This window comes from Microbacterium sp. M1A1_1b (assembly GCF_053345565.1).
In genome coordinates, this window is sequence record NZ_JBKFAJ010000004.1 from 51,471 (window position 1) to 77,914 (window position 26,444).

Sequence of the window (26,444 nt, forward strand, 5' to 3'; positions counted from 1 at the left end):
CATGGTCAACAATGGCGGCATGGACGTCGTCATCGCTTCCCCGCTCCGGTCGCCCCTGCACCAGGACACGGAACGACCCCGCCGAACCGCGCGGGTGGCCCTCGTGCAGACGCGGTGGCACGAGGACCCTGTCGAACACCGCCGGGTGCTGGCAGACGGCATCGCCACCGCGGCGGCGAACGGCGCCAGCGCGGTGTTCCTGCCCGAGCTGACCCTGCGGCGCTACCCCGGCGACACCGCGGCGACCGGCGTCCCACGGGACCGAGCCGAGTCGCTTGACGACGGACCGACGATCACCTTCGCGCGTGAGCAGGCCGTGCACCACGGCGTCGCGGTGCACGGCTCGCTGTTCGAACGGCCCGCCGACGACGACCACCCCGAGGACCCACGCGGCTACAACACGGCCGTGCTGGTCGCGCCCGACGGCACCCTGGTGGGACGGACCCGCAAGACCCACATCCCGATCAGCGCCGGGTACCACGAGGACACCTGGTTCCGGCCGGGCTCCGACGCCGACCCCTTCCCGGTGTACGAGCTGCCGGGCACCGACGCCGTCCGCATCGGGTTGCCCACGTGCTGGGACGAGTGGTTCCCCGAGGTCGCCCGATCGTACGAGCTCGCCGGGTCCGAGGTGCTCGTCCACCCGACCGCGATCGGCTCCGAACCGAGCTTCCCCGACTTCGACACCGCCGGGATCTGGCAGCAGGTCATCGTCGCCAACGGCATCACCGCCGGGCAGTTCATGGTCGTCCCGAACCGCTGGGGTGACGAGGGTGCCATCACCTTCTACGGGTCCTCGTTCATCTCCGACCCCTTCGGCCGCGTGCTCGTCCAGGCGCCGCGCGACGCCGACGTGGTGCTGGTCGCCGACCTCGATCTGCCGGCCCGCACCGAGTGGCTCCGACTGTTCCCCTTCGCGCTGACCCGGCGACCCGACCTGTACGACGCGCTGACGGCCCCGGTCGACCACGAGCGCGACGACCACGGCGCGCTCGAGGCGATCCGGGCCTCCCTGGCGGTGCCGGCCCACGCACCGGCCGGCGCCGCGAAGACCGGACCGACACCGACGGACGGCGGCCGATCATGAGCTGGCGGATGCCGGCCGAGACGGCGCCGCAGGAACGCACCTGGATGGCGTTCCCCCGACCGGGCGTGACGCTCGGCGACGACGCGGCGAGCGCCGAGGCCGCACAGGTGGCGTGGGCGACGACGGCGAACACCATCAGCGAGCACCAGCCGGTCACGGTCGTGGTGGACCCGGTCGCACGGGCCGACGCCGACCGGCTGCTGTCCAGCGGGGTGACCGTGCTCGAAGCGCCGCTCGACGACGCCTGGATGCGGGACATCGGACCGACGTTCGTCGTGGACGACGCGACCGGCCGACATGGTGCCGTCGACTGGGTGTTCAACGGCTGGGGCGCGAACGCCTGGGCGACGTGGACCCGTGATGCCGAGGTCGCGCGCTTCGTCGCCGACGCGGCGGGCGTGGAGCGGATCCCCTCGCTGCTGGTCAACGAGGGCGGCGCGGTGCACACCGACGGCTCCGGCACCGTGCTGGTGACCGAGACGGTGCAGCTCGACCCACGACGGAACCCGCATGCTGACCGGACACGGGTCGAGGACGAGCTCGGACGGACCATCGGTGCCACGGACGTCGTCTGGCTGCCGCGCGGACTGACGCGGGACGACGGCGCGCTCGGCACCCGCGGTCACGTGGACATGGTGGCGACCTTCGCGTCGCCCGACGTGGTCCTGCTGCACGCGCAGCCGGATCCGGGCCACCCGGACCACCTGGTGATGCCGCAGGTCCGACGGGCGTTGGAACAGCAGACGGGCGCCACGATCGTCGAGCTGCCCGCACCCGCGACCCTGGCAGACGACGGCGGCCCCGTCGACTGGAACTACGTCAACCACGTCGTGGTGAACGGCGCCGTCATCGCCTGCGGGTTCGGTGAGCCGCGGGCGGACGACCGCGCGCGGGGCATCCTGGCCGACGTCTACCCGGGGCGGCAGGTGCACACGGTCGATGCACGCGAGGTCTTCGCGCGCGGCGGCGGGCTGCACTGCATCACCCAGCAGCAACCCGTCCGCTGATCAGGCCCGGGCGCCAGACCGGTCGCGGCCTGGGCGCTGATCAGGCCCGGGGCGCCAGGCCGATCAGCGGCTGCAACCACGACAGTCCGGCGGCGAGCGCCGGTCTGGCCATGGACCAGCTGTGCGATGCCTTCGGCAGGATCCACGTGGTGACGTGCATCCCCGCCACCCGCGCACGCTGCGACTGCACCGGGGTCACCTGGCCGTAGGCGTGGTCGTCACGACCCGCGGCGAAGAACGCGTTCGTCGACCGGTACGGCGCATGCGCGGCGAGCAGCGCCGCCGGCTGTGCTCGTCGGTAGGCGGCGGCGTTGCCGGAGAACCCCTCGGCGATCGTCTTCGCCACGGGTCCGATGGACGGGCCGTCCTCGCCGGCGACGTCGATGAGGTTCCCGAAGCGCCCCGGGTCCCCGGCACCGAGCTGGATCGCGCACGTGCCGCCCTGCGAGAACCCGCCGATCGTCCAGGCCGCGGAACCGGTCTGCACGCGCAGGTGCGTGGTGATCCACGCGGGGACGTCGTCCTCCAGGTACGTCGCGCTGTTGCCGAGCGGTCCGTCCACGCACATCGGGTTGGCCGACTGCGGGCCGAGCTGATCGGGCACGACGACGATGGGGGTCAGCCCACGGTCGAGCGTCGCGAGCGCGTCCATCGTCTCCTCGATGTGACCGCCGGTCTGCAGGTCCTCGGGGCCGGCTCCCCGGGACTGCCCGGACAGCAGCACGGCGACGGGCAGGGGCGGCGGGTCCGCGGTGAGCGCCGCCGGCGGCAGGTACACCAGCGCGTCGCGAGCGGTGAAGTGCGACCGGGTCGCCGGGATCGCGATGCGCAGCAGGCGACCCGCCGTCGGCATGTCGGCGGGCGGCGCCCAGGTGGTCGCCAGGTCGGCGGTCGCCGGGGCGGTCGTCGACCCCGGTGCCTCGGCCGCGGGGATGCCGCCGGCACTGGCCGACGGCGTCGGGGCGGTGGTCGACGGACGCGCGGAAGCGGTGCGCGTGGCGGTCGACGACGGGGACCCCGTCCCGAGTGCGCTGCTGCCGGGCGTTGCGGCGGCGGATCGGCCCCACCAGGTCGCCGCGACGCCGATGTTGACCGCGGTCAGGGCCGTCAGGACGACGACGGCGACGACGACCGCCTTGGAGCGAGATGTGTGCTGCATGGGAAGGCCGAGCGTAGGGAGCGGCGCCGGGAACACCCCCTCTGGCAAGCACCTCCGGCTGAGGGTCCGTCATGCCCGGTCCCAGCGCGCATCGGGCCAGTTGACAGCAAGCACCGCGACCGCGCCGGCGATCGCCACCGCGTCCATGTCCACGTTCGTCGCTGTACTCGGCGGCGAGGCCACGCCGAACGCGCCCGTCGGTAGGGTTCGGGCACGACCGTCGACCACTGAGCAGACGAGGCACCATGAGCGACACCATCTACGCCGTCACCGACCCGACCAGCGGCGAGGTGCTCCGCACCTTCCCCACGATCACCGACGAGGCCCTGCGCGACGCGATCACCGCCGCAGACCGTGCGCACGCCGCGGACACCAGCACCGTCGCCGACCGCGCTGCGCTGCTGCACCGCGTGGCCGAGCTGTACCGCGAACGGCGCGAGGACCTCGCCGCGACGATCGTGCGCGAGATGGCGAAGCCGATCGACCAGGCCCTGGGCGAGGTCGACTTCTGCGCCGACATCTACGACTACTACGCCGACCACGCCGAGGAGTTCCTCGCCGACCAGCCCATCACCCTGGCTGCCGGGTCCGAGGGCAGCGCCTTCATCCGGAAGTCCTCGGTCGGCGTGCTGCTCGGGATCATGCCGTGGAACTTCCCGGCGTACCAGATCGCCCGGTTCGCCGGCCCCAACCTGCTCATCGGCAACACGGTCCTGCTGAAGCACGCCCCGCAGTGCCCCGAGTCGGCCCTGGCCGTCGAGCAGGTCTTCACCGACGCCGGCTTCCCGACCGGCGCCTACACGAACGTCTTCGCGTCGAACGACCAGGTCGCCGACGTCATCGCCGACCCCCGCGTGCACGGCGTCTCCCTCACTGGTTCCGCCCGCGCGGGTGCCGCCGTCGCCGAGATCGCCGGCCGGAACCTGACCAAGGTGGTGCTGGAACTCGGCGGCTCGGACCCGTTCATCCTGCTGTCGACGGACGACCTCGACGCCGTCGTCGAGTCCGCGGTCATGACCCGGCTCGAGGGCAACGGTCAGGTCTGCAACGCCGCCAAGCGCTTCCTGGTGGCCGACCACCTGTACGACGACTTCCTGGCGAAGTTCACCACCGCCATGGCCGCGGTCGCCCCGACCGACCCCACCACCCCGGGGGCGGAACTCGGCCCGCTGTCGTCGCCCGCCGCCGCCGACCGGCTGCAGCAGCAGCTCGACGCCGCGACCGCCCAGGGCGCCACGGTCGTGACCGGCGGCGAGCGCACCGGCAACGCCTTCACCCCGACCGTCCTGACGGGCGTCACCCCCGACAACGACGCGTACCGCGAGGAGTTCTTCGGCCCCGTCGCCGCCGTGTACCGCGTCACGGACGAGGACGACGCGGTGCGACTGGCCAACGACACCCCCTACGGACTCGGTTCGTACCTGTTCACGACCGACGCCGACCAGGCACTCCGGGTCGCCGACCGCATCGAGGCGGGCATGGTCTACGTCAATATCGTCGGCGCGGACAGCCCGGAACTGCCGTTCGGCGGCGTCAAGGCGAGCGGTTTCGGTCGCGAGCTCGGCCCCCTGGGGGCCGACGAGTTCGTCAACAAGAAGCTCGTCCGCATCGGCTGACGGACCGCAACCCACGACGGACGGGAGGCCCGGTGCGAGCTGGCACCGGGCCTCCTGTCCGTCTCGTGGTCGGGGCGGTTCCGACGTCTCCCGAGCAGAGTGGAAACGATCGGTTACACCGATCCGTTGTAAGCGATCGGTGGCACTGGTACGATGTAATTGATCGCTTACAGTCGGGAGATGGTGATGCGTATCGACAGCGTTCTCGCCCTGGGCGACCTCGTCCATGAGCGCAGATCACACCTGGGTTGGTCACAGGGCGAGCTGGCGAGCCGGATGGGCGTCAGTCGCCGATGGGTCAACGAGTTCGAGAACGGCAAGGGCACCGCCCAACTCCGACTCGCGTTCGACGCACTCACCGTGCTCGGACTCGTCCTCGATGCATCAGAGGAACACGATGGGTGAACTCCGCACCTACCTCGACGGCACGCCGGTCGGCTCGTTCGAGATGAGCGCCACCGGGAACGTCACGTTCACCTACGACGATCACTACCGGTCGGCACCACAGGCCACCCCCATGTCCCTCTCGATGCGAACGAGTCGCGCATCCTGGAAGGCGAGATCTGCGGGACCGTTCCTGGCCGGGCTCCTCCCGGACAGCCCGGAGCGCCTCCGGGAACTCGCTGCCGAGCACCACGTCTCCGAGAACCCGTTCCGGCTGTTGGAGCGCATCGGGAGAGACGCTGCCGGAGCCGTGCAACTCCTGCCGCCGAGCGAAGCCGCTTCCGATGGCGCCGTCCGACGCGGAGCAGTGCGGCGTCTCGACGACGAGGACTTCGCGACCATGATCGACGCCCTGGCACACAATCCCGGGTCGTGGGGCGGCACGAGGAACGCCGGACGGTGGTCACTGGCCGGGGCCCAGAGCAAGGTCGCGCTCTTCCGGTTCGACGACGGTGCATGGGGTGTCCCCGAGGACTCGACGCCGACCACGCACATCCTGAAGCCCGTCATCGCGGCGATGCCGGATCACGACGTGAACGAGTTCGTGTCGATGGAAGCCGCCCGGCTGCTGGGGTTGACCGTTGCGGACCACGAGCTGCAGACGACGGCCACGGGGACGCGGGTGTTCGTCAGCCGACGGTACGACCGCGTCCAGGACGCAGACGGTCGATGGCGCCGTCTCCACCAAGAGGACACCTGCCAGGCACTCTCGGTCTTCCCGGCCAGGAAGTACCAGGAGGACGGCGGGCCGACGGTCAAGCAGATCGCCGCGTTGCTCCGCGAAGCGATCAAGCACCCGGACGACCGTCGGGATGCACAACGGCGGTTCTTCGATGCCCTCGTGATGACCGTCGCCATGCTGGGCACCGACGCACATGCGAAGAACTACTCACTGGTGCTGGACGGCGCCTCGGTGCGGCTCGCACCGCTCTACGACCTGGGGTCGCACGCCGCGTACCCGCAGTCGGGCACCGGCGCGCTCCGGGGAGCGATGTCGATCGCTGACGAGTACCGGTTCGACGCCATCGGAGAACCGCACTTCCGGGCCCTGGCGAAGTCGCTTGACCTGACCGCCGACGAAGCCACGGACCGGTACCGACGCCTCACGTCGAACGTCGCTGACGCGTTCGCCCAGGCGGCGAAGGACGTGCAGGAACCCTTCGCCGCCGAACTCGCCGACGCGGTCGCCGCGAACGCCGCTCGGCGCGGTTGGTGACCGCATGACACCAGGCCCGGTGCCAGCTGGCATCGGGCCTGGTGTCCGAGTCGTGGTCGCGACTAGAGCGCGGCGTGCTGCGGCAGCGCCGCTTCGATCTCGGCGGCGACCTGACGGCCGATGCGGACCGCACCGTCGACGTGCTGGTACCCGGCGCCGGCCAGGTCACTCGACGCGAACCGGATCGGACCCACAGACGCGCGCTGGTCGGCGCCGTAGCGGGAAAGCCCACCCAGGTCGAAGCTCGCGGCGTAGGCACCGCGGGTCCACTCCTCGGTCCCCCAGTCGCTCTCGTGGTAGACGACGGGGTCGGCCGCCTGAGGACCGTAGTAGTCCACGAGCGAGGCCAGGATGCGGGCCCTGCGCTCTTCCGCCGGCAGCGCGAACACCGCGTCGGCGTGCTCGTCGGACACGAAGCCGACGATGGCGCCCTGTGCCGAGCCGTGCGTCGTGTTGTCGTAGGCCTCGTGGACGAGCTCGTACGGGCTGAACGCGGTGCCGGACAGCCCGGCCTCGCGCCAGAACGGCCGGTCGTACACGGCCTGCACCTTGATGACGAAGCCCATCGACAGGTGCTGGTGCAGCTGGTGCTGGCGGCGGGGCAGCGGCGGCTCGAACGTGATCCGGGTGTACAGGGGCGGCGGGACCGCGACCAGGGCCTGCTGCGCGTGCACCTCGATGCCACCGTCGGCGAGCGCCACCACGCCGTCCTCGGTCCAGCGGAGCGTCCGCACGGGCGCGTTCAGGTGCACGGCGTCGCCGAGCTGCTCGGCGAGCCGTTCGGAGACCTGCTGCATCCCGCCGACGACGCGCTTGTCGAGGATGAAGTCGGCGTCGACCAGGTTCGCGAAGCTGCCCGCCGATGCGGCCATCAGCAGCGCCTGCAGCGCCGAGAAGGCATGGGCGGGCTTGGTGAGCATCGCGCCGGCGATGAACAGCTCGACGTTGTCGGTCGCGACCCGGTCGTCGCTCAGGCCGTGCAGCCACGCGCGGAAGCTCGTCTCGTCGAGCTGCCGGGCGTCGGGGGCGTTCCACGGCTCGGCGGGGTCGACCGTGGCGACGTACCCGTCGATGACGGACACCAGCCGCTCGATCTCGTCCGCGGTGGCCTGCGGCAGCGGGAAGACGTCGCCGGTGTACTCGGTGCGGGTGCCGTCCGCGTCGACGTACACGCTGGACCCCTCGCGGTACCGGTCGTACGTGTCCAGCCCGAGTTCGTCGAGGGTCTCCAGCAGGGCGGTCTGGTCCGGGGAGACCCACTGACCGCCGATCTCGAGCGCGACGCCGTGGATGTCGTCGGTCCACGTGCGGCCGCCGACCCGGTCGCGGGCCTCGAGCACGGTGACGGTCCGGCCCTCGGCCCGCAGGCGGGTCGCGGCGATCAGCCCGGTGACCCCGGCTCCGATGATGACGACGTCGCTCTCGGTCATCGCTGTGCTCCCTGTCCGCTCGTGGTGGTGCGCTGCCGGAACGGGTCCGGCGTCAGCGTGTACATCGTCTCGAGGTACTCGGCGATGCCCTCGGCAGCGCCCTCACGCCCGACGCCGGACTGCTTGACCCCGCCGAACGGTGCCGAGGCGTTCGACACGACCCCGGTGTTCAGGCCGAGCATGCCGGTCTCGAGCCGCTCCATCAGACGCTGCCCACGGGCCAGGTCCTCGGTGAAGGCGTACGCCACGAGACCGTACTCGGTGTCGTTGGCCGCGCGGACGGCTTCGTCGTCGGTGGCGAAGGTGCTGATCGCGAGCACCGGGCCGAAGATCTCGTCACGCAGGATCTCGCTGCCCGGCTGCACGTCGGTCAGGACCGTGGGCTCGAAGAACGTGCCCGGTCCGTCGACGGCGTGCCCGCCGGTCCGCACGACGGCGCCGCGGGACACAGCGTCCGCCACCAGGCGCTCGGCCTTGGCCACGGCGCGGTCGTCGATGAGCGGGCCGATCGCGACCCCGTCCTCGGTGCCACGGCCGACACGCATCGCCTGCACGCGCTCGGTGACGCGGCGCGCGAACTCCTCGGCGACGTCCTGGTGCACGATGAACCGGTTGGCGGCGGTGCAGGCCTGCCCGGTGTTCCGGAACTTCGCGGCGAGCGCGCCGGTCACGGCCTCGTCCAGGTCGGCGTCCGCGAACACCAGGAACGGGGCGTTGCCGCCGAGTTCCATGCTGGTGCGCAGCACGTTCGCCGAGGCCTGCGCGAGCAGGGTCCGACCGACGGGCGTCGAGCCGGTGAACGACAGCTTCCGCAGCCGCGGGTCGCCGATGACGGGTTCGGACACCGCCGCGGCGGAAGCGGTCGGCACGACGTTGACCACCCCGTCGGGCACGCCGACCTCGCGCAGCAGGTCGACGAACAGCAGCGTGGTCAGCGGCGTGAGCTCGGCGGGCTTGACGACCACCGTGCAGCCGGCGGCCAGCGCGGGGGCGATCTTCCGCGTCGCCATCGCGAGCGGGAAGTTCCACGGCGTGATCAGGTACGCGGGACCGACGGGCTTGTGCGAGACGATCGCCCGACCGGTGCCCTCGGGGTTCGTGCTGTACGAGCCGCCGATCCGGACTGCCTGTTCGGAGAACCAGCGCAGGAACTCGCCGCCGTAGGTGACCTCGCCGTTCGCCTCGGCCAGGGGCTTGCCCATCTCCAGGGTCATCAGCAGCGCGAAGTCGTCACGGCGCTCCTGCAGCAGGTCGAACGCGGCACGCAGCAGCTCCCCGCGCTTCCGGGGCGCGGTCGCAGCCCAGTCGGCGCGGGCGCGGTCGGCGGCGTCCAGCGCGCGGATCCCGTCGGCAGCGGTCGCACTCGCCACGTCGGCCAGCACCGCGCCGGTCGACGGGTCGTGCACGGCGAAGGTCGTGCCGTCGGACGACGGCTGCCACGAGCCGTCGATGAACAGTCCGGTGGGGACGCGGGACAGCAGGTCGTGTTCGGTGGTGGCGCTCATGCCTGGGCCAGTCCTTCCAGCACGACGCCCAGGCCCTCGGCCAGCAGGGCGTCGTCGATCGCGAGCGGCGGCAGGAAGCGCAGCACGTTGCCGTACGTGCCCGCGGTCAGGGCGATCACCCCGTGTTCGAAGGCGTACCGCACGACCCGTCCGGTGAGCCCCGGATCGGGATCACCGGTCGCCGGGTCGACGAGCTCCATCGCGATCATCGCCCCGCGACCCCGGACGTCGCCGATGCGCGGGTCGTCCGCCTGGGCCCGACGGAGGGTGTCGAGGACGATGGCCTCGATCTCCTGCGCGCGCTCGACCAGGCCGTCGTGCTCGAACGCGTCGATCGCTGCCAGGGCGGCCGCGCACGCGACCGGGTTGCCGCCGTAGGTCCCGCCGATGCCACCGACCTGCGGGGAGTCCATGATGTCGGCGCGGCCGGTCACGGCGGACAGGGGCAGGCCGCCCGCGATGCCCTTCGCGGTGGTCACCATGTCCGGCACGACGCCCTCGTGGTCGCTGGCGAACATCGCGCCGGTGCGGGCGAACCCGGTCTGCACCTCGTCCGCGATGAACACCACGTCGTTCGCCCGGGCCCATGCGGCGAGCGCCGGCAGGAAGCCCGGGGCGGGCACGACGAAGCCGCCCTCGCCCTGGATCGGCTCGATCAGCACCGCCGCGGTGTTCTCGGCCCCGACCTGCTTCTCGATCTGGCTGATCGCCCGCTTCGCCGCCTCGGCGCCGGACAGGCCGTCGCGGTACGGGTACGACATCGGCACGCGGTAGACCTCGGGGGCGAACGGGCCGAAACCGCTCTTGTAGGGCTGGTTCTTGGCGGTGAGCGCCAGCGTCAGGTTCGTCCGACCGTGGTACGCGTGGTCGAACACCACGACCGCCTGTCGCCCGGTGTGGCTGCGGGCGATCTTCACCGCGTTCTCGACGGCCTCGGCGCCGGAGTTGAACAGCGCCGTCCGCTTGTCGTGGTCGCCCGGGGTCAGGCGGTTGAGGGCTTCGGCGACCTCGACGTACCCGTCGTAGGCGGCGATGGTGAAGCACGTGTGCGTGAACGCTGCTGCCTGCGCGGTGACCGCGGCGACGACACCGGGGTGGGCGTTGCCGACCGAGGTCACGGCGATCCCCGAACCGAGGTCGATGAGCGAGTTGCCGTCCGCGTCGACCACGACGCCGCCGCCAGCGGCCACGACGGCGATCGGCACAGCGACACCCACCCCCGTCGGTACGGCCGCGGCTTTGCGTGCCAGCAGTTCCGTGGACCGCGGGCCGGGGACCGCCGTGACGAGACGGCGTTCCTGCGCCAGACCCGGTCCGCCGGTGGTCGTGGTGGGGTGCACTGCTGTGGAGGACATGCGGCGATCGTAGGAGCCCACGCACCGACCGCCCACCGTCCACCGTGTACACCACGTGCAGTACCGATCGCCACGGCGGATACAGTGACGCCATGCCCGCCACCCTGCGTTCCCTGCTCGCCCGGCGCGATCTCGGGCTCCGCCTGCTGACCGGCACGAGCCAGGACGACACCATCGCCTGGCTGCACAGCTCCGACCTGCCCGACCCCACGCCGTTCCTGACCGCGGGCCAGGCACTGCTGACCACCGGCACCCAGTTCGGTGCCGACGCCGAGGTCCCCCGGACGGTCGCCGACGACTACGTCCGCCGCCTGACCGACCACGGTGTCGTGGCGCTCGGCTTCGGTACCCAGGTCGTCCGCGCCGGCACCCCGGACGCCCTGGTCGGAGCGTGCCGCGCCCACGGCCTGCCGCTGTTCGAGGTGCCGTACGCCACCTCGTTCATCCAGGTCGCGCAGGCGAACGCGGAGACCGCCGCCAAGGACGCGAACGCGCGCGACGCCTGGGCACTCGCCGCCCAGCGCGCCATCTCGTTCGCGGCGATGCGTCCGGACGGCCTGGGTGCCACGCTCGCCGAGCTGTCCCGGCAGCTCGACTGTTGGGTGGGCCTGCTGGACGTCTCCGGACGGCTCGACCGGGCGTTCCCGCCCGACGGCATCACCGCCGACCAGGTCGACCAGCTGCGGACAGAGAGTGCCCGACTCCTGCGCGGCGGGCACCGGGCGAGCCTGCCGGTACGAACCGCCTCAGGAGGTTTCACACTGCAGACCCTGGGCTCCGGAGGGCACCTGGACGGGATCCTCGCCATTGCCACCGGCACGCTCGACCACGCCGGCCGCGAGGTCGTGACCGCGGTCATCGCCCTGGCCGGCCTGGCCCTGCAACAGAACCGGGAGCTCGGACGCGCCCGGGGCCTGCTGCGCACCGGGCTGCTGACGATGCTGTCGTCCGGCAACCCCGACGTGGTGGCGACCACGTCGCGAGAGCTCTGGGGTCCCCTGCCCGCCGAACCCGTCCGGGTGGCCGCCGTCCACGTCGAGGACGGCGACCGCGATGCCGTGGTCGACCTCCTCGAGCTCTGGGTGCAGGACCGCCCCGGGCACCTGTTCTTCGCCGTCGACGACGACCTGTTCCTGTGCGTCGGCGCCGACGATGCCGGACTCGACACCGTCCGGGCCCTGACCGAGCGATGGGACCTGCACGCCGGACTGTCGGACGACACGTCCTACGGCTCCTTCGGCCGCGCCCGCGCCCAGGCCGTCCAGGCACTCGGCCGCTCCCGCGAGGGTCGCCCCGGCCTGGTGGCGTTCGCCGAGCTGGCACGCGACGGCGTCCTGGCGCACCTCGCACACACCGATGCCGCGGACGTCGCAGCGGCCTTCCTCGCGCCCCTGACCGACCACGACGCCGCCGCTGGTTCGGACCTGACCCGGACCGTCCGCACCTGGCTCGAGCAGGACTGCGAGTACGACCGGACCGCGCGGGTCCTGGGCATCCACCGGCACACCGCACGCGCCCGGGTCGAACACGCCGGCAGGCTGCTCCACCGCGACCTCGGCCGGTTCGCCACCCGCGCGGACGTGTGGGCCGCGTTCGTCGCCCTGCCCACCGGCTGAGCGCCCTGCTCACCGACTGAGCGCCCTGCCCACCGGCAGAGCGCCCCTGCCTAGGCTGTTCCCGTGCCCACCCCGCCCCGCCGTCGCCTGTCACCCGAGGAACGGTCCGCGCAGATCGACGCCGCCGCCGTGGCCCTCGCCCGCGCCGACGGGCTCGCGGGACTCACGCTGCGCACCGTCGCCGCATCGGTCGGCGTCGCACCGTCACTCGTGGCCCACTACCGTCCGGCCATCAAGGCCCTGGTCGCCGACACGTTCCGCACCGTCGCCACCGACGAGGTCGCCGAGGTCCGCCAGGTCGTCGTCGCCGAACACGACCCGGTCGACCGGCTCCGAGCACTGCTCGCCGCCGTCAACGACCCCCGACGCGACGACGTCGGGACGATCTGGGCCGACGCCTGGAGCATCGGCCGCTCGAACCCGCAGCTCGCCGACGCCGCCCGCGCCGTGATGGGCGCGTGGCACGAGCTCGCCAGCCAGGTCGTCGCGGACGGCGTCGCTGCCGGGTCGATGCACACCGACGACCCCGACCGTGTCGCGTTCCTGCTCTTCGCCCTGGTGGACGCCGCGAACGGCTACGCCCTGGTCGGCCACCGGTCGCGCGCGGAGCGCGACGACCTGGTCGTCCGCACCGTCGCCGGAGCCGTCGGTCTTCCGGCGGAGCGGCTGACGTCCGACGGGTGACCAGCAGGCGGACTGGAGGCGCGGATCACCGCCGCCACGGGCCTCCCGTCCGCGGTCAGACACCGAGGACGAGTCGGACCCCCGCCTCGACCTGTCCGAGCAGGTAGGCGGGGAGCATGCCGACCGGGTGCGGGTCGAGGAACTCCCGACTCACGGGTCCGACCTGTGTGACGTTCGCCACCGAGTCACGGTCGAGACCGGACGAGCCCGGGGGCACCAGCACGTTGCCGGGGAACTGCTCGAGCGCGGTGTTCGAGGTGAGCGGAACCGTCAGGACCGTCTGGATCGATGACGCCGTCAGCCAGTCGGCCTGCAGGACCACGCACGGACGCACCTTCGCGGGCTCCGAGCCGCGAGGAGAACCGAAGTCGGCCCACACCACGTCGCCCCGTTCGATCACCAGGTCGTCCCTTCGGACCGGAGCCGCTCGTTCTGCCGCACGAACAGGTCGTCGTCATCTCGGGCCTTCGCGAGCGCAGCGTCCGCGAGTGCCGTGAGCTCGGACGTCCCCTCGAGCTGGTCCGCGAACCGTGCGGCCGCGGTCCGGTAGAACTCTGAGCGGTTCATGCCGTGGGCACGCGCCACGCGTTCGAATCGTTCGAAGTCGGCGTCCGGAACCGAGATGGCCTTCTTCATGCGGTGAGTATAACCGGTATCACTGCACCGGGAAGGCCGGGACGTCGAGCTCGCCGTGCTCGCCGTGCTCGACGAGCCAGCGGACCGCCGACTCCACGGTCTCGCCGGCCGTGTACCGCGGTTCGTAGCCGAGCAGCCGTCGTGCCTTGTCGATGCTGAACACCTGACTGCGGGACAGGTGGTCCCAGCTCGCGCCGGCGGCGTCCTGGTCGCAGGTCTCGCGGAACCGGTCCCACGAGACGGACTCCAGCCGGGCCTCCTGGCCGAACCACGACGCGGCGAGCGCGGCGTACCCACGGACGTTCAGGGCGTCCGGTGCGACCACCGTGAAGTCCTCGCCGGCGGCGGCGTCGCGGTGCTCGACGGCCAGCGCGAAGGCCTGCGCGACGTCGTCGGCGTGCACGTGCGCCATCGTCTCCGTCCCGATGCCGGGGATCGCGAGCGTCTCGCCGGCGGCCAGCGTGTGCCACACGGACGGGTCGAGGTTGCCGACCGGTCCGATCGGCGCCCAGCCCGGGCCGCTGATGTGACCGGGGTGCAACGACGTCGTGACGACACCACCATCGGTGGTTTCCTGCTTGAGCATCCGGGCGATGCGGTCCTTCTCGACGCCGTAGGTGCCGACCGGCGGCGTGGCGTTCTCCTCGGTGATCGGCAGCACCTGGCTCGGGCCCGCGCGCCAGATCGAGCCGCAGTGCAGCAGGTGGACGTCCGATCCGCGCAGCCCGTCGATCAGTGCCGTGGCCGACTCGAGCGTGAAACAGACCAGGTCGACGACGACGTCCGGCCGCAGGTCGGCGACACGGTCGGGGAACGTGCCGTCGCGGTCCTCCTGCTCGCGGTCCGCGACGACCTGCTCGACCCGCTCCCACTCCGGCGCGTCCGCGTACGCACGCCGCGATCCGCGGCTGACGTTCACGACGTCGTGTCCGGCGCGGACGAGCCGCGGGACCAGGAACGTGCCGATGTGTCCGGTTCCGCCGATGACCACGACGCGCTTGCTGTTGCTCATGCGGCCCACCGTAGGCGCGAGGAACGACAAGGCCCCCGGGATTCCCGGGGGCCTTGTCGTTGCTTGCCTGACTTCCGTCAGGCTCTGGTGCGCGAGGGGGGACTTGAACCCCCACGCCGTTTCCAGCACACGGACCTGAACCGTGCGCGTCTACCAATTCCGCCACTCGCGCCAGCCACAGAACACTACCACGCACAGACTGCCCCAGCTGACGCCGACTACCATGCAGAGGTCATCGACCCGAGACGTGGGAGACCCATGGGACTGCTGGACAGCTTCGAGCGGGGGCTGGAGCGCGCCGTCAACGGCACGTTCGCCAAGACCTTCCGCTCCGGTGTGCAGCCGGTGGAGATCTCGAGCGCGCTCCGACGCGAGCTCGACACCAAGGCCGCGGTGGTCTCGCGCGACCGCATCCTGGTGCCGAACGAGTTCACCGTGCGCCTGGCGCCGCCGGACTGCACGCGCATGAACGACGTCGGCCGGCCGCTCATCGACGAGCTCACCCAGATGGTGCAGCAACACGCCGTCGCCCAGAACTACTCGTTCTCCGGTCCGGTCACCATCCGCCTGCAGCAGGACGGCACGCTCTCCACCGGGATCCTGCAGATCGACTCCACGACCGTGCAGCGCGACGTCGCCTGGGTCGCCGTCCTCGACATCGGTTCGCAGCGGCACCGACTGCACCGCGGGCGCACCGTCATCGGTCGCGGGACCGACGCGGACATCACCGTCGCGGACACCGGGACCAGCCGCAAGCACGTCGAGGTCCTGTGGGACGGCAAGCACGCACAGGCCAACGACCTCGGGTCCACGAACGGCTCGAAACTGAACGGCGAACGCTTCGACCAGGCGATCGTCGAGCCGGACTCCACCATCGAGATCGGTCGTACCCGTATGGTGTTCCGGGTGATCCCGGAGAACGACGGAGGTGCGCGATGACCACAGGGCTGACACTGCTCGTGCTGCGCTTCGCGTTCCTCGCGGTGCTGTGGCTCTTCGTCTTCGTGATCGTCTTCGCTCTGCGCAGCGACCTGTTCGGCCAGCGCGTGCGGACGATCCCGACCGATCCCAAGGGCGCGCCCGCGGGACCGACGACCCCGACGATCCCCGCTGCTGCCCCTGCAGGCGGTGCGGGCGCGTTCACCGAACTCATCGAGCAGGGCCGCTCCAGCCCGCAGCAGACCGCCACCGACGTCGCCACCCGCCTGGTCATCACCGAGGGTGCCCGCGAGGGCATGGAGATGCCGCTCGGCCGCGGACCGATCACGATCGGGCGCTCCAGCGAGAGCAACGTCGTGATCCGCGACGACTACACGTCCACGCACCACGCACGGCTCGAACTGCAGTCGTCCGGCTGGGTGGTCATCGACCTCGAGTCGACGAACGGCACGTTCATCGACGGGCAGAAGGTGACGGCCCCCGTGACCGTCGCGGAGCGGACGCCGATCACGATCGGGACGACGACGTTCGAGCTGCGGCGGTAGGCCCGGATGACGGCTCGCACGCTGAGCGCCGCTGTGTCCCACGTGGGACGCATCCGCGCGAACAACCAGGACTCCGGGTACGCCGGCGCACACCTCTTCGCCGTGGCCGACGGCATGGGCGGACACGCCGGGGGTGACGTGGCGTCGGCGATCGCGATCCGCCGCATCCGCGAGGTCGACCGCGAGTTCCCGTCCGCGCACGACGCCGAGTTCGCCCTGCAGTCGGCCCTGATCGCGGCGAACCAGCTGATCACCGAGACGGTGTTCGAGCACCAGGAACTCACCGGGATGGGCACGACCGTCAGCGCGATGATCCGCGTCGGCGACCAGATCGCGATCGCCCACATCGGCGACTCGCGCATCTACCGGTTCCGCGACGGCGAACTGCAGCAGATCACCTCCGACCACACCTTCGTCCAGCGCCTGGTCGACAGCGGCCGCATCACCCCGGAAGAAGCGGCGGTCCACCCGCGCCGATCCGTCCTGATGCGCGTGCTCGGCGACGTCGACGCGGCGCCCGAGGTCGACACCGCGATCATGGACATCCGCCCGGGCGACCGGTGGCTGCTCTGCTCCGACGGGCTGTCGTCGTACCTGGCCGAGGAACGCATCCGACATGCGATGGCGTCGAACATGGACGCCAACCAGGTGACCCAGCGCCTGGTCAAGGAGACCCTCGACCACGGGGCGCCGGACAACGTCACGGTGGTGGCGATGGACGTCACCGACGCCGTCTCCGCCGAGGACGACGACGACGCCGCCACCACGGTCGGGTCCGCCGCCGCTCCGCTCACCTTCGAGGCGTCGACCGGCCGCAAGCCGATCCGCCTCCCCACGATCCTGCTGCACCCGCTCAAGGTCACCACCGCCCCCGAGGACTCGCACTTCGAACCGGAGAGCGACCAGTACTTCGCCGAGCTCATCGCCGAGGACCGCCGTCGCCGGGTCCGCCGTCGCATCACGTGGACGATCGCGCTCGTGCTCGCCGTCGCCGCGCTGGTCGGTGCCGTGTTCCTGGGCTGGCGCATCGTGCAGGACCACTACTACGTGGGCTCGGACCGCGGCCAGGTCGCGATCTACAAGGGCGTGCAGCAGCAGATCGGCCCGGTCGCACTGTCCGACGTGTACGAGGACTCCGGCATCGAGGTCTCCGACCTGCCCGAGTACACCAGGGAGAACGTCCGCTCGACGATCAACGCGCAGTCGCTCGACGACGCGCGGGACATCGTGGACCGCCTGCGCACCGCGGCCCGCACCGGACAGGACCAGAGCGGCACCGGTGGCTCCGGCGGCTCGTCGTCCTCACCGACCCCCAGCCCGTCACCGTCGCCGTCCTCGACGTCGGGGGCTGCGAAGTGACCACCACGACCTCCCCCTCCCTGACACAGGCGATCACGATCAAGCTGCGCGAGCCGGCGCGCGCGCGCAACCTCGAGCTCGTGCTGCTCGTCATCGCATGCGGCATCTGCGCCGGTGCCCTGGTGCTCGTCGAGCTCGGCACCAAGGGCCGGCTGTTCGACACGTCCGTGCTCTGGGCGGGCTCGGCGATCCTCGGCCTGGCGCTCGTGATGCACGTGGTGCTGCGGATCGTCGCCAAGAACGCCGACCCGTTCATCCTGCCGGTGGCACTGGTGCTCAACGGCATCGGGATCGCCGAGATCTACCGCATCGACGTCCACAACGCCCTGACCGGATGGAACGCGATCGGCGTCAAGCAGATCGTCTGGACCCTGCTCGCCATGGTCTTCGCGATCCTGACGGTCGTCCTCGTGCGGAACCACCGGTTCCTGCAGCGGTACCGGTACATCTTCATGTTCCTGACGATCGTGCTGCTGCTCCTGCCGATGCTGCCCGGCATCGGCCAGAACATCGGCGGTGCCCGCGTCTGGATCCGGCTCGGCCCGTTCTCGTTCCAGCCCGGTGAGCTCGCCAAGATCACGATGGCGCTGTTCTTCGCCGGGTACCTGGTGTCCGCGCGCGACAGCCTGTCGATCGTGGGCAAGAAGTTCCTCGGCATGACCTTCCCCCGCGGCCGCGACCTGGGCCCGATCCTGATCGTGTGGGGCGTGGCGATGAGCGTGCTGGTGTTCCAGCGCGACCTCGGCACCGCGTTGCTCTACTTCGGCCTGTTCCTCGTGATGATCTACGTCGCGACCGCACGCCTGAGCTGGGTGCTCATCGGCCTGGCCCTGTTCGTCGGCGGCGCCCTCGCCGCGGCCAGTGTGCTGGAGTACGTGCAGGGCCGCTTCGAGCAGTGGCTGAACCCCTTCGCCAACTCGGTCTACTACGCCGACACGCAGGCCAGCTACCAACTCGTGAACGGCCTGTTCGGCTTCGCCAACGGCGGCATCACCGGCACCGGACTCGGCCAGGGCCGCCCGTACATCACGCCCGTGGCCAACGCCGACTACATCCTCTCGTCGCTGGGCGAAGAGCTCGGTCTGATCGGTGTCTTCGCGATCCTGGCGCTGTTCATCGTCCTGGTGTCGCGTGGCATCCGGGTCGGCTTCATGGCGCAGGACGACTTCGGCAAGCTGCTCGGCATCGGCTTCGGCTTCACGATCGCCCTGCAGGTCTTCGTCGTCGTCGGCGGCATCACGCGGATCATCCCCGTGACCGGACTCACGACCCCGTTCATGGCCGCGGGTGGTTCGTCCCTGGTGGCCAACTGGATCATCGCCGCGATGCTGCTGCGGCTGACCGACTCGATCCCCGCTGAACAGCGCGTGCTCTCCGAGCGCGGTGGCCTGCTCACCAACGACCGCAAGGCCGCTCGCGGGCGGACCAGGAAGGAGCGTCGATGAAACGCCAGCTCCGTGGCGTCTCCACGGTCATCGTGCTCATGTTCGTCGCACTCTTCGTGTCGACGACCTCGATCCAGTTCTTCGCCGCCGACTCGCTGCGCGCCGACCCGCGCAACTCGCGGACCATCCTCGACAGCTACTCGAACAAACGCGGCGCCATCCTGGTCAACGGCACCCCGATCGCCGAGTCCACCGCCGTCGACGACCAGTACAAGTACCAGCGCAAGTACTCCAACGGCGCGCTGTACTCGGCCGTCACGGGGTACTTCACGATCGGCCAGGGCAACACCGGCATCGAGAGCGCCGAGAACACCGTGCTGTCCGGCAACTCGGACGACTCGTTCTTCCAGAACCTCAACTCGATCCTGACCGGGCAGGACGTGCAGGGCGACAACGTCAACCTGACGATCGACCCGGACGTGCAGCAGGCCGCCTACGACGCCCTCGGGTCGAACACGGGGGCCGTCGTCGCGATCCAGCCGAAGACCGGCAAGATCCTCGCGATGGTGTCGAAGCCCGACTACGACCCGAACTCGCTCACGTCGCACGACACCGCGAAGGTCAAGGCGCAGTACGACGCGCTGCTGGGACAGTCCCCGACCCCGCTGCAGAACCGTGCCATCGGCGGCGACCTCTACACGCCCGGGTCGGTCTTCAAGCTCGTCGTGGCGTCCGCTGCCCTGCAGGGCGGCAAGTACACGCTCGACTCCGAGTTCCCGAACCCGTCACGCCTGCAGCTCCCGCAGACCAGCAGCTACATCAACAACGCCGAGGGCGGCTCGTGCGGCGGCGGCGACACCGTCAAGCTGCGGACCGCCATCCAGAACTCGTGCAACATCCCCTTCGCGGAACTCGGGCAGAAGCTCGGGTACGACACGATCAAGGCGATGGCGGACAAGTACGGGTTCGGCGACGCGATCGAGGTCCCGATGAAGGCCACCGCCAGCCAGTACCCCGAGGTCGACTCGACGGCGCAACTCATGCTCAGCGCGTTCGGCCAGGGCAGCGTCCGTGTGTCGCCGCTCCAGATGGCCATGGTGTCCGCGGGCATCGCCAACGGCGGCAAGGTCATGCAGCCCTCGCTCATCGACTCGATCACCACGAGCGACCTGAAGACCGTCGAGTCGTTCTCCCCGAAGCAGTACAGCGACCCGCTCTCGTCCTCAGAGTCAGCTGACCTGACCGAGGCGATGCAGAGCGTCGTGAACGCGGGGACCGGAACCAATGCGAAGATCGACGGGGTCGACGTCGCCGGCAAGACAGGGACTGCCGAGAACGGCACGGGCGACCCGTACACCCTCTGGTTCACCGGGTTCGCGCCCGCGAAGGACCCGGAGGTGGCCGTCGCGGTCGTCGTCGGCAACGGCGGCGGACGCGGACAGTCCGGCGTCGGCAACACGGTCGCGGCCCCGATCGCGAAGAACGTCATGGAGGCGGTGCTGAACAAATGAGACCCACCAGCGGACTCACCTTCGGTGGGCGGTACCAGCTCTCGTCCCGGGTCGCCATCGGCGGCATGGGAGAGGTGTGGCAGGCGACCGACCTCGTCATCGGACGCACCGTCGCCCTGAAGATCCTCAAGGACGAGTACCTCGGCGACCCCGGGTTCCTCGAGCGCTTCCGCGCCGAGGCCCGTCACGCCGCGCTCGTCAACCACGAGGGCATCGCCAACGTCTTCGACTACGGCGAAGAGGACGGCAGCGCCTACCTCGTGATGGAGCTCGTGCCCGGTGAGGCGCTCTCCACCATGATCGAGCGTGAGCACACGCTGCCGGTCGACAAGGTCCTGGACATCGTCGCGCAGACGGCGAACGCGCTGCAGGCTGCCCACGCGGTCGGCCTGGTGCACCGCGACATCAAGCCGGGCAACCTGCTGATCACGCCGGACGGCCGCGTCAAGATCACCGACTTCGGCATCGCCCGCATCGCCGACCAGGTGCCGCTCACCGCGACCGGTCAGGTCATGGGCACGGTCCAGTACCTGTCGCCCGAACAGGCGAGCGGACACCCGGCGTCGCCGTCGACCGACGTGTACTCGCTCGGCATCGTCGCGTACGAGTGCCTGGCCGGACGCCGTCCGTTCACGGGCGAGTCGCAGGTCGCGATCGCGATGGCCCACATCAACGAGCAGCCGCCGGCGCTCCCCGGGGACATCCCCGAGCCGGTCGCCGCGCTGGTGATGTCCTGCATCGCGAAGAAGCCGGCCGACCGTCCGGCCACCGCAGCCAACCTGGCGCGGGCGGCGCAGGCGCTCCGTCGCGGTGACGTCGCGGCCGCGACCGTGGCGGTGCCCGCACTCGGTGGTGCCGGCACGGTGGCGTTCAACCCCCCGCAGGGCAACGACGCCGCGACCGCGCTCATCGGCACCCAGGCCGGTTCCACGGTCGGTGGTGTCCCTCGGACGCCGAGTTCGCCGGCAGCCCCCGCGGACGACGAACCGAAGAAGAAGCGCGCCTGGATCTGGTGGGTGGTCGCGGCAGGCATCCTCGTGATCGCCGGTGCCGTGATCGCCGCGGTCGTGTTCGCGAACGGCAACGCCGACCCCGCGCCGAGCCCGTCGAAGAGCGCCAGCCAGACGCCCAGCCGGACGCCCAGCCAGACACCCACGCCCGACCGCCTGTTCATCAACCAGAGCGACTACGTCGGCCGCAACACCGCCGAGGCGCAGACCGCCCTGCGCGCGCTCGGCCTCGAGGTCACCGTGGAGGACGGCGACACCGCCCCGTCGGCCGCACAGGCCAACACGGTGCAGTCCATCACCCCGACCGGCAGCGTGGCCCCGGGCACGCTCATCACCCTGCGCGAGTACACGGCGCCGCCGACGGTCAACAAGCCGAACACGCCGTCGGCGGGCACGGTGTCGTCGAGCGGAGCGGTGACGTTCAGCTGGTCGGCCGCGACCTGCCCGACCGGGTACACGGTCAGCAAGTACTCGTGGACCGTGACCGGCGGCAAGGACAGCTCGGGTGCCACGTCCGGCGACACGTCGTCGACCGCCGTCAACATCCAGGCAGACGCTGCCGGGTCCGAGGTCTCGTTCGTGTACAACGTGACCTGCGGGTCGCTCACGGCGTCCGAGAACTCCGACGCCGCCACCGCGACCTGGACCGTCCAGCAGCCGTCCGGCGAGCCCACCGGCGGCGCCACGCAGACCGGCGGACCGCAGGACGGCAACTGACGACGTCGGGGCCGTCCACACCGTTCCGGTAACGGTTGGTGTGGGCGGCCTCGTCGCCAGCGTCTCACCAGGGAGCCCTGTCGTACACTTGCCCCCGACGGACATTCGGAGGAGTACGTGCCAGAAGGTGTGACCGCGGGGATCACGCTCCTCGCCAACCGGTACGAGATCGGTGACGTCATCGGTCGGGGCGGCATGGCCACCGTGCACGTCGGGCAGGACACACGACTCGGTCGTCGTGTCGCCGTGAAGCTGCTCAAGCCGAGCCTGGCCAACGACCCGGCGTTCCGCACCCGCTTCCGTCAAGAAGCGCAGGCGGCCGCCCGGATGGCCCACCCGACGATCGTCCGTGTCTACGACGCCGGCGAAGAGACCGTCACCGAGCCGTCCGGCGCCGAGGTCCAGGTGCCGTACATCGTGATGGAGTTCGTCGAGGGTCGACCCCTCAGCGACGTCATCGCCGACGGGCCCGTCGAGTCCGACGAAGCCGTGCGCATCACGAGCGGCATCCTCACCGCGCTCGAGTACTCCCACCGCGCCGGCGTCGTGCACCGCGACATCAAGCCCGCCAACGTCATGGTCACGCAGACCGGACAGGTCAAGGTGATGGACTTCGGGATCGCCCGGGCCATCACGGACACCTCGGCGACGGTCGCGCAGACCACCTCGATCCTGGGCACCGCGTCCTACTTCTCGCCGGAGCAGGCCCGCGGCGAGACCGTCGACGCGCGCACCGACCTGTACTCGACGGGCATCGTCCTGTTCGAGCTCCTGACCGGACGCCCACCGTTCCTCGGTGACTCGCCCGTCGCGGTCGCCTACCAGCACGTCAGCGAACAGCCGGTCGCCCCGTCCACGATCACGCCGTCGGTCTCGCCGGCGATCGATGCCGTCACGCTGCACGCCCTGGTCAAGGACCGCACCCGCCGGTTCCAGAACGCCGCCGAGTTCCGCCGCGACCTCGAGCAGGCCGGCGCCGGGCACGTCCCGGCGTCGACCAAGAAGCTGCAGCAGCAGCGCGCGAACGACGCGTCGACCATGCTCTTCGGCGTGAACCCGCGCACGACCTCCAACCCCGAGGTCGCCTTCCGTGAACTCGACGACACGCAGGAACACCGCCCGCAGCGCACGCAGAACCGCCCCCCGGTGGCGTGGATCTGGGTCGGCATCCTGGTGGCTGTGGCCGTGATCGCCGGGGTCGTCTTCTGGGTCGCCAACCTGCAGCCGGGCCAGGCACCGGTGTCGTCGTCGGTCAGTGTGCCGAACGTCGTCGGTGCCACCTACGACTCGGCCAGCAAGGCCCTCGAACAGAAGGACCTGGTGCCAGTTCGTGTCGACGAGAACTCGGACGACGTCGACAAGGGATCCGTCATCCGGACCGAACCGGGTTCCGGCACGAACGTCGCCCGCAAGCAGAACATCCGGTTGGTCGTCTCGCTCGGCCCGGAACAGGTGGCCGTACCCGACGTCGCGAACCAGACGCAGGACGCGGCCCAGAGTGCGCTGAAGGCCGCCGGCTTCGAGGTCGGTGCGATCAACACCGACTACTCGCCGTCCGTCCCGGAAGGCACCGTGCTCAGCACCGACCCCGCCGCCAGCACGTCGCTCACGAAGGGCACCGTGGTCAACCTGACGGTGTCCAACGGCATGGTGCAGCTGCCGGACGTCTCGCAGCAGCCGATCGCGACCGCGAACTCGACACTCGCGAACCTCGGCCTGACCGTCAAGCAGCAGCCGTCGTACGCCTGCACCGGTGGCCTCGTGTCGCAGCAGGACCAGCCCGCCGGCGACATCGCCCAGGGCAGCACGGTCGTCCTGACCTACTGCGCTGCGTCAGTCCGTCCCAGCGCACCGGCCACGCAGGCTCCGAGTCCTGGTGGCGACAGCGGCGGGAACCCCGGCGACACCGGCGACAACGGCAACTGAACCGCTGGCCCGCTCGTCCGCTGCGGCTTCCGGACCGGTCACCCACCGGACAGGAGGCCCGGGGTCGCCCGCCACGCGCCTCCTGTCCGACAGGTGGGAGCGCAGGTGGGAGCGCTCAAGGCGGGCAGGACCCTGCGGATCCAGCGACCGGAACGCCGCGCGTCAGGCGTGGTGGGCGGCGATGAGCGGGCCGAGGCCCGCGGCGCGCTCGGCGGCACCCGACAGGCCCGCCGTCTCGAGCCAGTTGCCGACCATCCGGTAGCCGCCCTCGGTCAGGACCGACTCGGGGTGGAACTGCACGCCGTAGACGGGGGCGTCCTGGTGCTGGACGCCCATGATGACGCCGCCCTCGGTCCGTGCCGTCACGGTGAGCGTGTCCGGAACGGTGCCGTCGACGATCGCCAGCGAGTGGTACCGCGTCGCCGTGAAGGGGTGCGGGACACCCACGAACAGCGCGCTGTCGTCGTGGTCGACCTGCGAGGTCTTGCCGTGCATGAGTTCTTCGGCGTGGGTCACGGTCGCGCCGAGCGCCTCGGCGATCGCCTGGTGGCCCAGGCAGACACCGAGCAGGGGCTTGTCCACCGCGATCGACGCACGGACGGTCGCGATCGACACACCGGCGTCAGCGGGCGTGCCCGGCCCCGGTGACAGCAGCACGCCGTCGTAGTCGGCGATGCGCTCGGCGATCTCGGACTCGGGGAAGGCGTCGTTGCGGACGACGTCGGTCTGCGCCCCGAGCTGCTGGACGTACCCGTTGAGCGTGTACACGAAGCTGTCGTAGTTGTCGACGACGAGGATCCTGGTCATGGTCGGTTCACCGTACTCGTGGAGGTCGTGTGGACACTCTGCGGGGGTCGTCCACACACATGTTCACGGTAGGATACCGGCCATGGCCAAGGACAAGGACCGCACCAAGCCCGCCCGGAGGACCCGAGCCGACTCGGTCGAGACTGCGGGTGACCAGCCCAACCCCGTGTGGTTCAAGCCGGTCATGTTCGGGTTCATGCTGATCGGACTCGCCTGGGTCATCATCTTCTACATCTCCCAGGGCACCCTGCCGGTCCCGACGCTCAACTCGTGGAACATCCTGATCGGCTTCGGCATCATGTTCATCGGCTTCCTCATGACCACGCGCTGGCGCTGACCGCCGATTGCGACCCCGACGCCCGTCGTACCCACTCGGTACGGCGGGCGTCGTCGTCTGTCCACAGGCTGCCTGACCGATCTGCGCCGTCAGGCCCGGTTCTCCACAGCTCTGCGGGTTCTCCACACGGCTGTCCACATGCAGGGTCCGGAGTTGTCCACAGGTCTCTCCACAATGGGGATAATCACACGCGTGTAACTCAGGGAGTTCTCCACAGACGACGAACGCCCCGCCGCTCCGAAGAGCAGCGGGGCGTTCCGTACCGAAGCCGGGGCCGTTCGATCAGCCGATGGCGATCGCGTAGCCGACGTAGGTCAGCGCGATGATGACCACCGCTTCGGCGACGAGCAGCGCGATCTGCAGGTTCCGTCGACGGATGTTCCGTGTCTTGGCGAAGACGTAGCCCGTCAGGAAGCCCACGGCGATCCCACCCACGTGGGCCTGCCACGAGATGTTGGTGCCCGGCAGGAACCCGATCACCAGGTTCAGACCGATGATGACCAGCAGTGAGACGGCATTGCCACCCAGGCTGCGCTGCAGCATGAAGAACGCCGCGAACAGCCCGAAGATCGCGCCTGATGCGCCCACGACCGACGAGCCGGGAGCGATCAGGGTGACGGCCATGGAACCGCCGAGTCCCGCCAGGAAGTACAGCGCCAGGAAGCGCCAGGTCCCGAGCATGTTCTCGAGCATCCGACCGAAGATGAACACCGCCCACATGTTGAAGGCGATGTGCAGGAAGCCCGAGTGCACGAACAACGAGGTCACCATGCGCCACGGCTGGGTGGGCAGGTACGCCGCGTTGAAGAACAACAGCTGGGTGAAGTACCCGCGCGTGACCTGGTCGAGCAACCAGATCAGCACGGACACCGCGATGATGACGATCGTCGCCTTCTGGTCGAGCATCGCGAAGCGCCGCCGCGCGACCGTCAGCCCGTTCGGGGCCCCGGAAGCTCGGCGGTTCTCGGTGAACTTCGCACGCTGCTCGCGCACGCACTCAGGGCAGTGCACCCCGACCGCCGCCGGTGTCTGGCACTCCGTGCAGATCGTCCGCCCGCACCGCTGGCACAGGATGAAGCTCTGTCGGTCTGGGTGCCGGTAGCAGTAGTTGGCCGGGTTGTACGCCTGATCGGTCACAGGG

The 26,444-nt window shown here is 70.6% G+C and carries 24 protein-coding genes and 1 tRNA gene; 15 read left to right on the top strand and 10 right to left on the bottom strand.

Annotation, left to right across the window (positions count from 1 at the left end; genetic code table 11):
• Window position 1: 1 nt before the first annotated feature.
• Window positions 2-1,087 carry a nitrilase-related carbon-nitrogen hydrolase gene (locus ACLBWP_RS10725; protein WP_447655187.1) on the top strand — a complete coding sequence of 362 codons (1,086 nt, stop codon included), beginning with the start codon at window positions 2-4 and terminating at the stop codon, window positions 1,085-1,087.
• On the top strand, window positions 1,084-2,094 hold the full coding sequence (locus ACLBWP_RS10730) for an agmatine deiminase family protein (RefSeq protein WP_243563578.1): 1,011 nt from the start codon (window positions 1,084-1,086) through the stop codon (window positions 2,092-2,094). Before ACLBWP_RS10725 ends, ACLBWP_RS10730 begins: the two co-directional genes overlap by 4 nt.
• 40 nt (window positions 2,095-2,134) lie before the next feature.
• Here ACLBWP_RS10730 and ACLBWP_RS10735 read toward each other — a convergent pair whose 3' ends face one another.
• Window positions 2,135-3,253 carry an alpha/beta hydrolase gene (locus ACLBWP_RS10735; protein WP_447655188.1) on the bottom strand — a complete coding sequence of 373 codons (1,119 nt, stop codon included), beginning with the start codon at window positions 3,251-3,253 and terminating at the stop codon, window positions 2,135-2,137.
• A gap of 245 nt (window positions 3,254-3,498) precedes the next feature.
• Between ACLBWP_RS10735 and ACLBWP_RS10740 the strand changes: the two genes are divergently transcribed.
• The 3 genes from ACLBWP_RS10740 (at window position 3,499) to ACLBWP_RS10750 (ending at window position 6,529) form a co-directional block, all read left to right on the top strand.
• Window positions 3,499-4,869, top strand: a complete 1,371-nt coding sequence (locus ACLBWP_RS10740; RefSeq protein ID WP_447655189.1) for an NAD-dependent succinate-semialdehyde dehydrogenase — start codon at window positions 3,499-3,501, stop codon at window positions 4,867-4,869.
• A 180-nt stretch (window positions 4,870-5,049) separates the two neighbouring features.
• Window positions 5,050-5,274, top strand: coding sequence for a helix-turn-helix domain-containing protein (locus ACLBWP_RS10745; protein WP_447655190.1), 225 nt, complete (start codon window positions 5,050-5,052; stop codon window positions 5,272-5,274).
• Window positions 5,267-6,529 (top strand): type II toxin-antitoxin system HipA family toxin, encoded by a 1,263-nt coding sequence (locus tag ACLBWP_RS10750; protein WP_447655191.1) that lies wholly within the window; start codon window positions 5,267-5,269, stop codon window positions 6,527-6,529. Before ACLBWP_RS10745 ends, ACLBWP_RS10750 begins: the two co-directional genes overlap by 8 nt.
• A gap of 62 nt (window positions 6,530-6,591) precedes the next feature.
• Here ACLBWP_RS10750 and ACLBWP_RS10755 read toward each other — a convergent pair whose 3' ends face one another.
• The 3 genes from ACLBWP_RS10755 to gabT are packed head-to-tail and all read right to left on the bottom strand — an operon-like array spanning window position 6,592 to window position 10,819.
• Window positions 6,592-7,959: a flavin monoamine oxidase family protein gene (locus ACLBWP_RS10755; protein WP_447655192.1), complete on the bottom strand. Its 1,368-nt coding sequence runs from the start codon at window positions 7,957-7,959 to the stop codon at window positions 6,592-6,594.
• Entirely contained in the window at window positions 7,956-9,464 is a 1,509-nt protein-coding gene (locus tag ACLBWP_RS10760; RefSeq protein ID WP_447655193.1) for an NAD-dependent succinate-semialdehyde dehydrogenase, read from the bottom strand. Before ACLBWP_RS10760 ends, ACLBWP_RS10755 begins: the two co-directional genes overlap by 4 nt.
• Window positions 9,461-10,819, bottom strand: a complete 1,359-nt coding sequence (gene gabT / locus ACLBWP_RS10765) for a 4-aminobutyrate--2-oxoglutarate transaminase (RefSeq protein WP_447655194.1) — start codon at window positions 10,817-10,819, stop codon at window positions 9,461-9,463. The genes ACLBWP_RS10760 and gabT overlap by 4 nt, the downstream gene beginning before the upstream one ends.
• A gap of 92 nt (window positions 10,820-10,911) precedes the next feature.
• On the opposite strand from gabT, the gene ACLBWP_RS10770 reads away from it, so the two are divergent.
• Together ACLBWP_RS10770 and ACLBWP_RS10775 are read left to right on the top strand one after the other, a co-directional pair.
• Window positions 10,912-12,435 (top strand): PucR family transcriptional regulator, encoded by a 1,524-nt coding sequence (locus ACLBWP_RS10770; RefSeq protein WP_447655195.1) that lies wholly within the window; start codon window positions 10,912-10,914, stop codon window positions 12,433-12,435.
• A 63-nt stretch (window positions 12,436-12,498) separates the two neighbouring features.
• The gene (locus ACLBWP_RS10775) at window positions 12,499-13,119 is read left to right on the top strand and encodes a TetR family transcriptional regulator C-terminal domain-containing protein (RefSeq protein WP_447655196.1); all 621 of its coding nucleotides are present in this window, start codon (window positions 12,499-12,501) and stop codon (window positions 13,117-13,119) included.
• A 55-nt stretch (window positions 13,120-13,174) separates the two neighbouring features.
• Here ACLBWP_RS10775 and ACLBWP_RS10780 read toward each other — a convergent pair whose 3' ends face one another.
• The 4 genes from ACLBWP_RS10780 to ACLBWP_RS10795 all read right to left on the bottom strand — a co-directional run bounded on the left by ACLBWP_RS10780 (window position 13,175) and on the right by ACLBWP_RS10795 (window position 14,939).
• The gene (locus ACLBWP_RS10780; RefSeq protein ID WP_056120957.1) at window positions 13,175-13,519 is read right to left on the bottom strand and encodes a type II toxin-antitoxin system PemK/MazF family toxin; all 345 of its coding nucleotides are present in this window, start codon (window positions 13,517-13,519) and stop codon (window positions 13,175-13,177) included.
• On the bottom strand, window positions 13,516-13,755 hold the full coding sequence (locus ACLBWP_RS10785) for a CopG family transcriptional regulator (RefSeq protein WP_243563588.1): 240 nt from the start codon (window positions 13,753-13,755) through the stop codon (window positions 13,516-13,518). The genes ACLBWP_RS10780 and ACLBWP_RS10785 overlap by 4 nt, the downstream gene beginning before the upstream one ends.
• Window positions 13,756-13,774: 19 nt before the next feature.
• Window positions 13,775-14,767, bottom strand: coding sequence for an NAD-dependent epimerase/dehydratase family protein (locus tag ACLBWP_RS10790; protein WP_447655197.1), 993 nt, complete (start codon window positions 14,765-14,767; stop codon window positions 13,775-13,777).
• 85 nt (window positions 14,768-14,852) lie between these two features.
• Window positions 14,853-14,939 (bottom strand) — tRNA-Leu (locus ACLBWP_RS10795).
• An 86-nt stretch (window positions 14,940-15,025) separates the two neighbouring features.
• Between ACLBWP_RS10795 and ACLBWP_RS10800 the strand changes: the two genes are divergently transcribed.
• The 7 genes from ACLBWP_RS10800 (at window position 15,026) to pknB (ending at window position 24,159) form a co-directional block, all read left to right on the top strand.
• On the top strand, window positions 15,026-15,706 hold the full coding sequence (locus tag ACLBWP_RS10800) for an FhaA domain-containing protein (protein ID WP_243563590.1): 681 nt from the start codon (window positions 15,026-15,028) through the stop codon (window positions 15,704-15,706).
• Window positions 15,703-16,251, top strand: coding sequence for an FHA domain-containing protein FhaB/FipA (locus tag ACLBWP_RS10805; RefSeq protein ID WP_243563591.1), 549 nt, complete (start codon window positions 15,703-15,705; stop codon window positions 16,249-16,251). The genes ACLBWP_RS10800 and ACLBWP_RS10805 overlap by 4 nt, the downstream gene beginning before the upstream one ends.
• A 6-nt stretch (window positions 16,252-16,257) precedes the next feature.
• Window positions 16,258-17,610 carry a Stp1/IreP family PP2C-type Ser/Thr phosphatase gene (locus tag ACLBWP_RS10810; protein WP_243563592.1) on the top strand — a complete coding sequence of 451 codons (1,353 nt, stop codon included), beginning with the start codon at window positions 16,258-16,260 and terminating at the stop codon, window positions 17,608-17,610.
• Window positions 17,607-19,055 (top strand): FtsW/RodA/SpoVE family cell cycle protein, encoded by a 1,449-nt coding sequence (locus ACLBWP_RS10815; RefSeq protein ID WP_447655198.1) that lies wholly within the window; start codon window positions 17,607-17,609, stop codon window positions 19,053-19,055. The genes ACLBWP_RS10810 and ACLBWP_RS10815 overlap by 4 nt, the downstream gene beginning before the upstream one ends.
• On the top strand, window positions 19,052-20,506 hold the full coding sequence (locus ACLBWP_RS10820) for a peptidoglycan D,D-transpeptidase FtsI family protein (RefSeq protein WP_243563594.1): 1,455 nt from the start codon (window positions 19,052-19,054) through the stop codon (window positions 20,504-20,506). The genes ACLBWP_RS10815 and ACLBWP_RS10820 overlap by 4 nt, the downstream gene beginning before the upstream one ends.
• Window positions 20,503-22,233 carry a protein kinase domain-containing protein gene (locus ACLBWP_RS10825; protein WP_243563595.1) on the top strand — a complete coding sequence of 577 codons (1,731 nt, stop codon included), beginning with the start codon at window positions 20,503-20,505 and terminating at the stop codon, window positions 22,231-22,233. Before ACLBWP_RS10820 ends, ACLBWP_RS10825 begins: the two co-directional genes overlap by 4 nt.
• A gap of 117 nt (window positions 22,234-22,350) precedes the next feature.
• On the top strand, window positions 22,351-24,159 hold the full coding sequence (gene pknB / locus ACLBWP_RS10830) for a Stk1 family PASTA domain-containing Ser/Thr kinase (protein WP_447655199.1): 1,809 nt from the start codon (window positions 22,351-22,353) through the stop codon (window positions 24,157-24,159).
• A 162-nt stretch (window positions 24,160-24,321) separates the two neighbouring features.
• Here pknB and ACLBWP_RS10835 read toward each other — a convergent pair whose 3' ends face one another.
• Window positions 24,322-24,966: an anthranilate synthase component II gene (locus ACLBWP_RS10835; protein WP_243563596.1), complete on the bottom strand. Its 645-nt coding sequence runs from the start codon at window positions 24,964-24,966 to the stop codon at window positions 24,322-24,324.
• An 82-nt stretch (window positions 24,967-25,048) separates the two neighbouring features.
• Between ACLBWP_RS10835 and ACLBWP_RS10840 the strand changes: the two genes are divergently transcribed.
• Window positions 25,049-25,303: a cell division protein CrgA gene (locus ACLBWP_RS10840; protein ID WP_243563597.1), complete on the top strand. Its 255-nt coding sequence runs from the start codon at window positions 25,049-25,051 to the stop codon at window positions 25,301-25,303.
• A 282-nt stretch (window positions 25,304-25,585) separates the two neighbouring features.
• Here the strand turns inward: ACLBWP_RS10840 and ACLBWP_RS10845 are convergent, their stop codons facing one another.
• A complete protein-coding gene (locus ACLBWP_RS10845) occupies window positions 25,586-26,296 on the bottom strand; it encodes a rhomboid family intramembrane serine protease (protein ID WP_243563598.1) in 711 nt (236 codons plus the stop codon).
• Window positions 26,297-26,444: the final 148 nt, after the last annotated feature.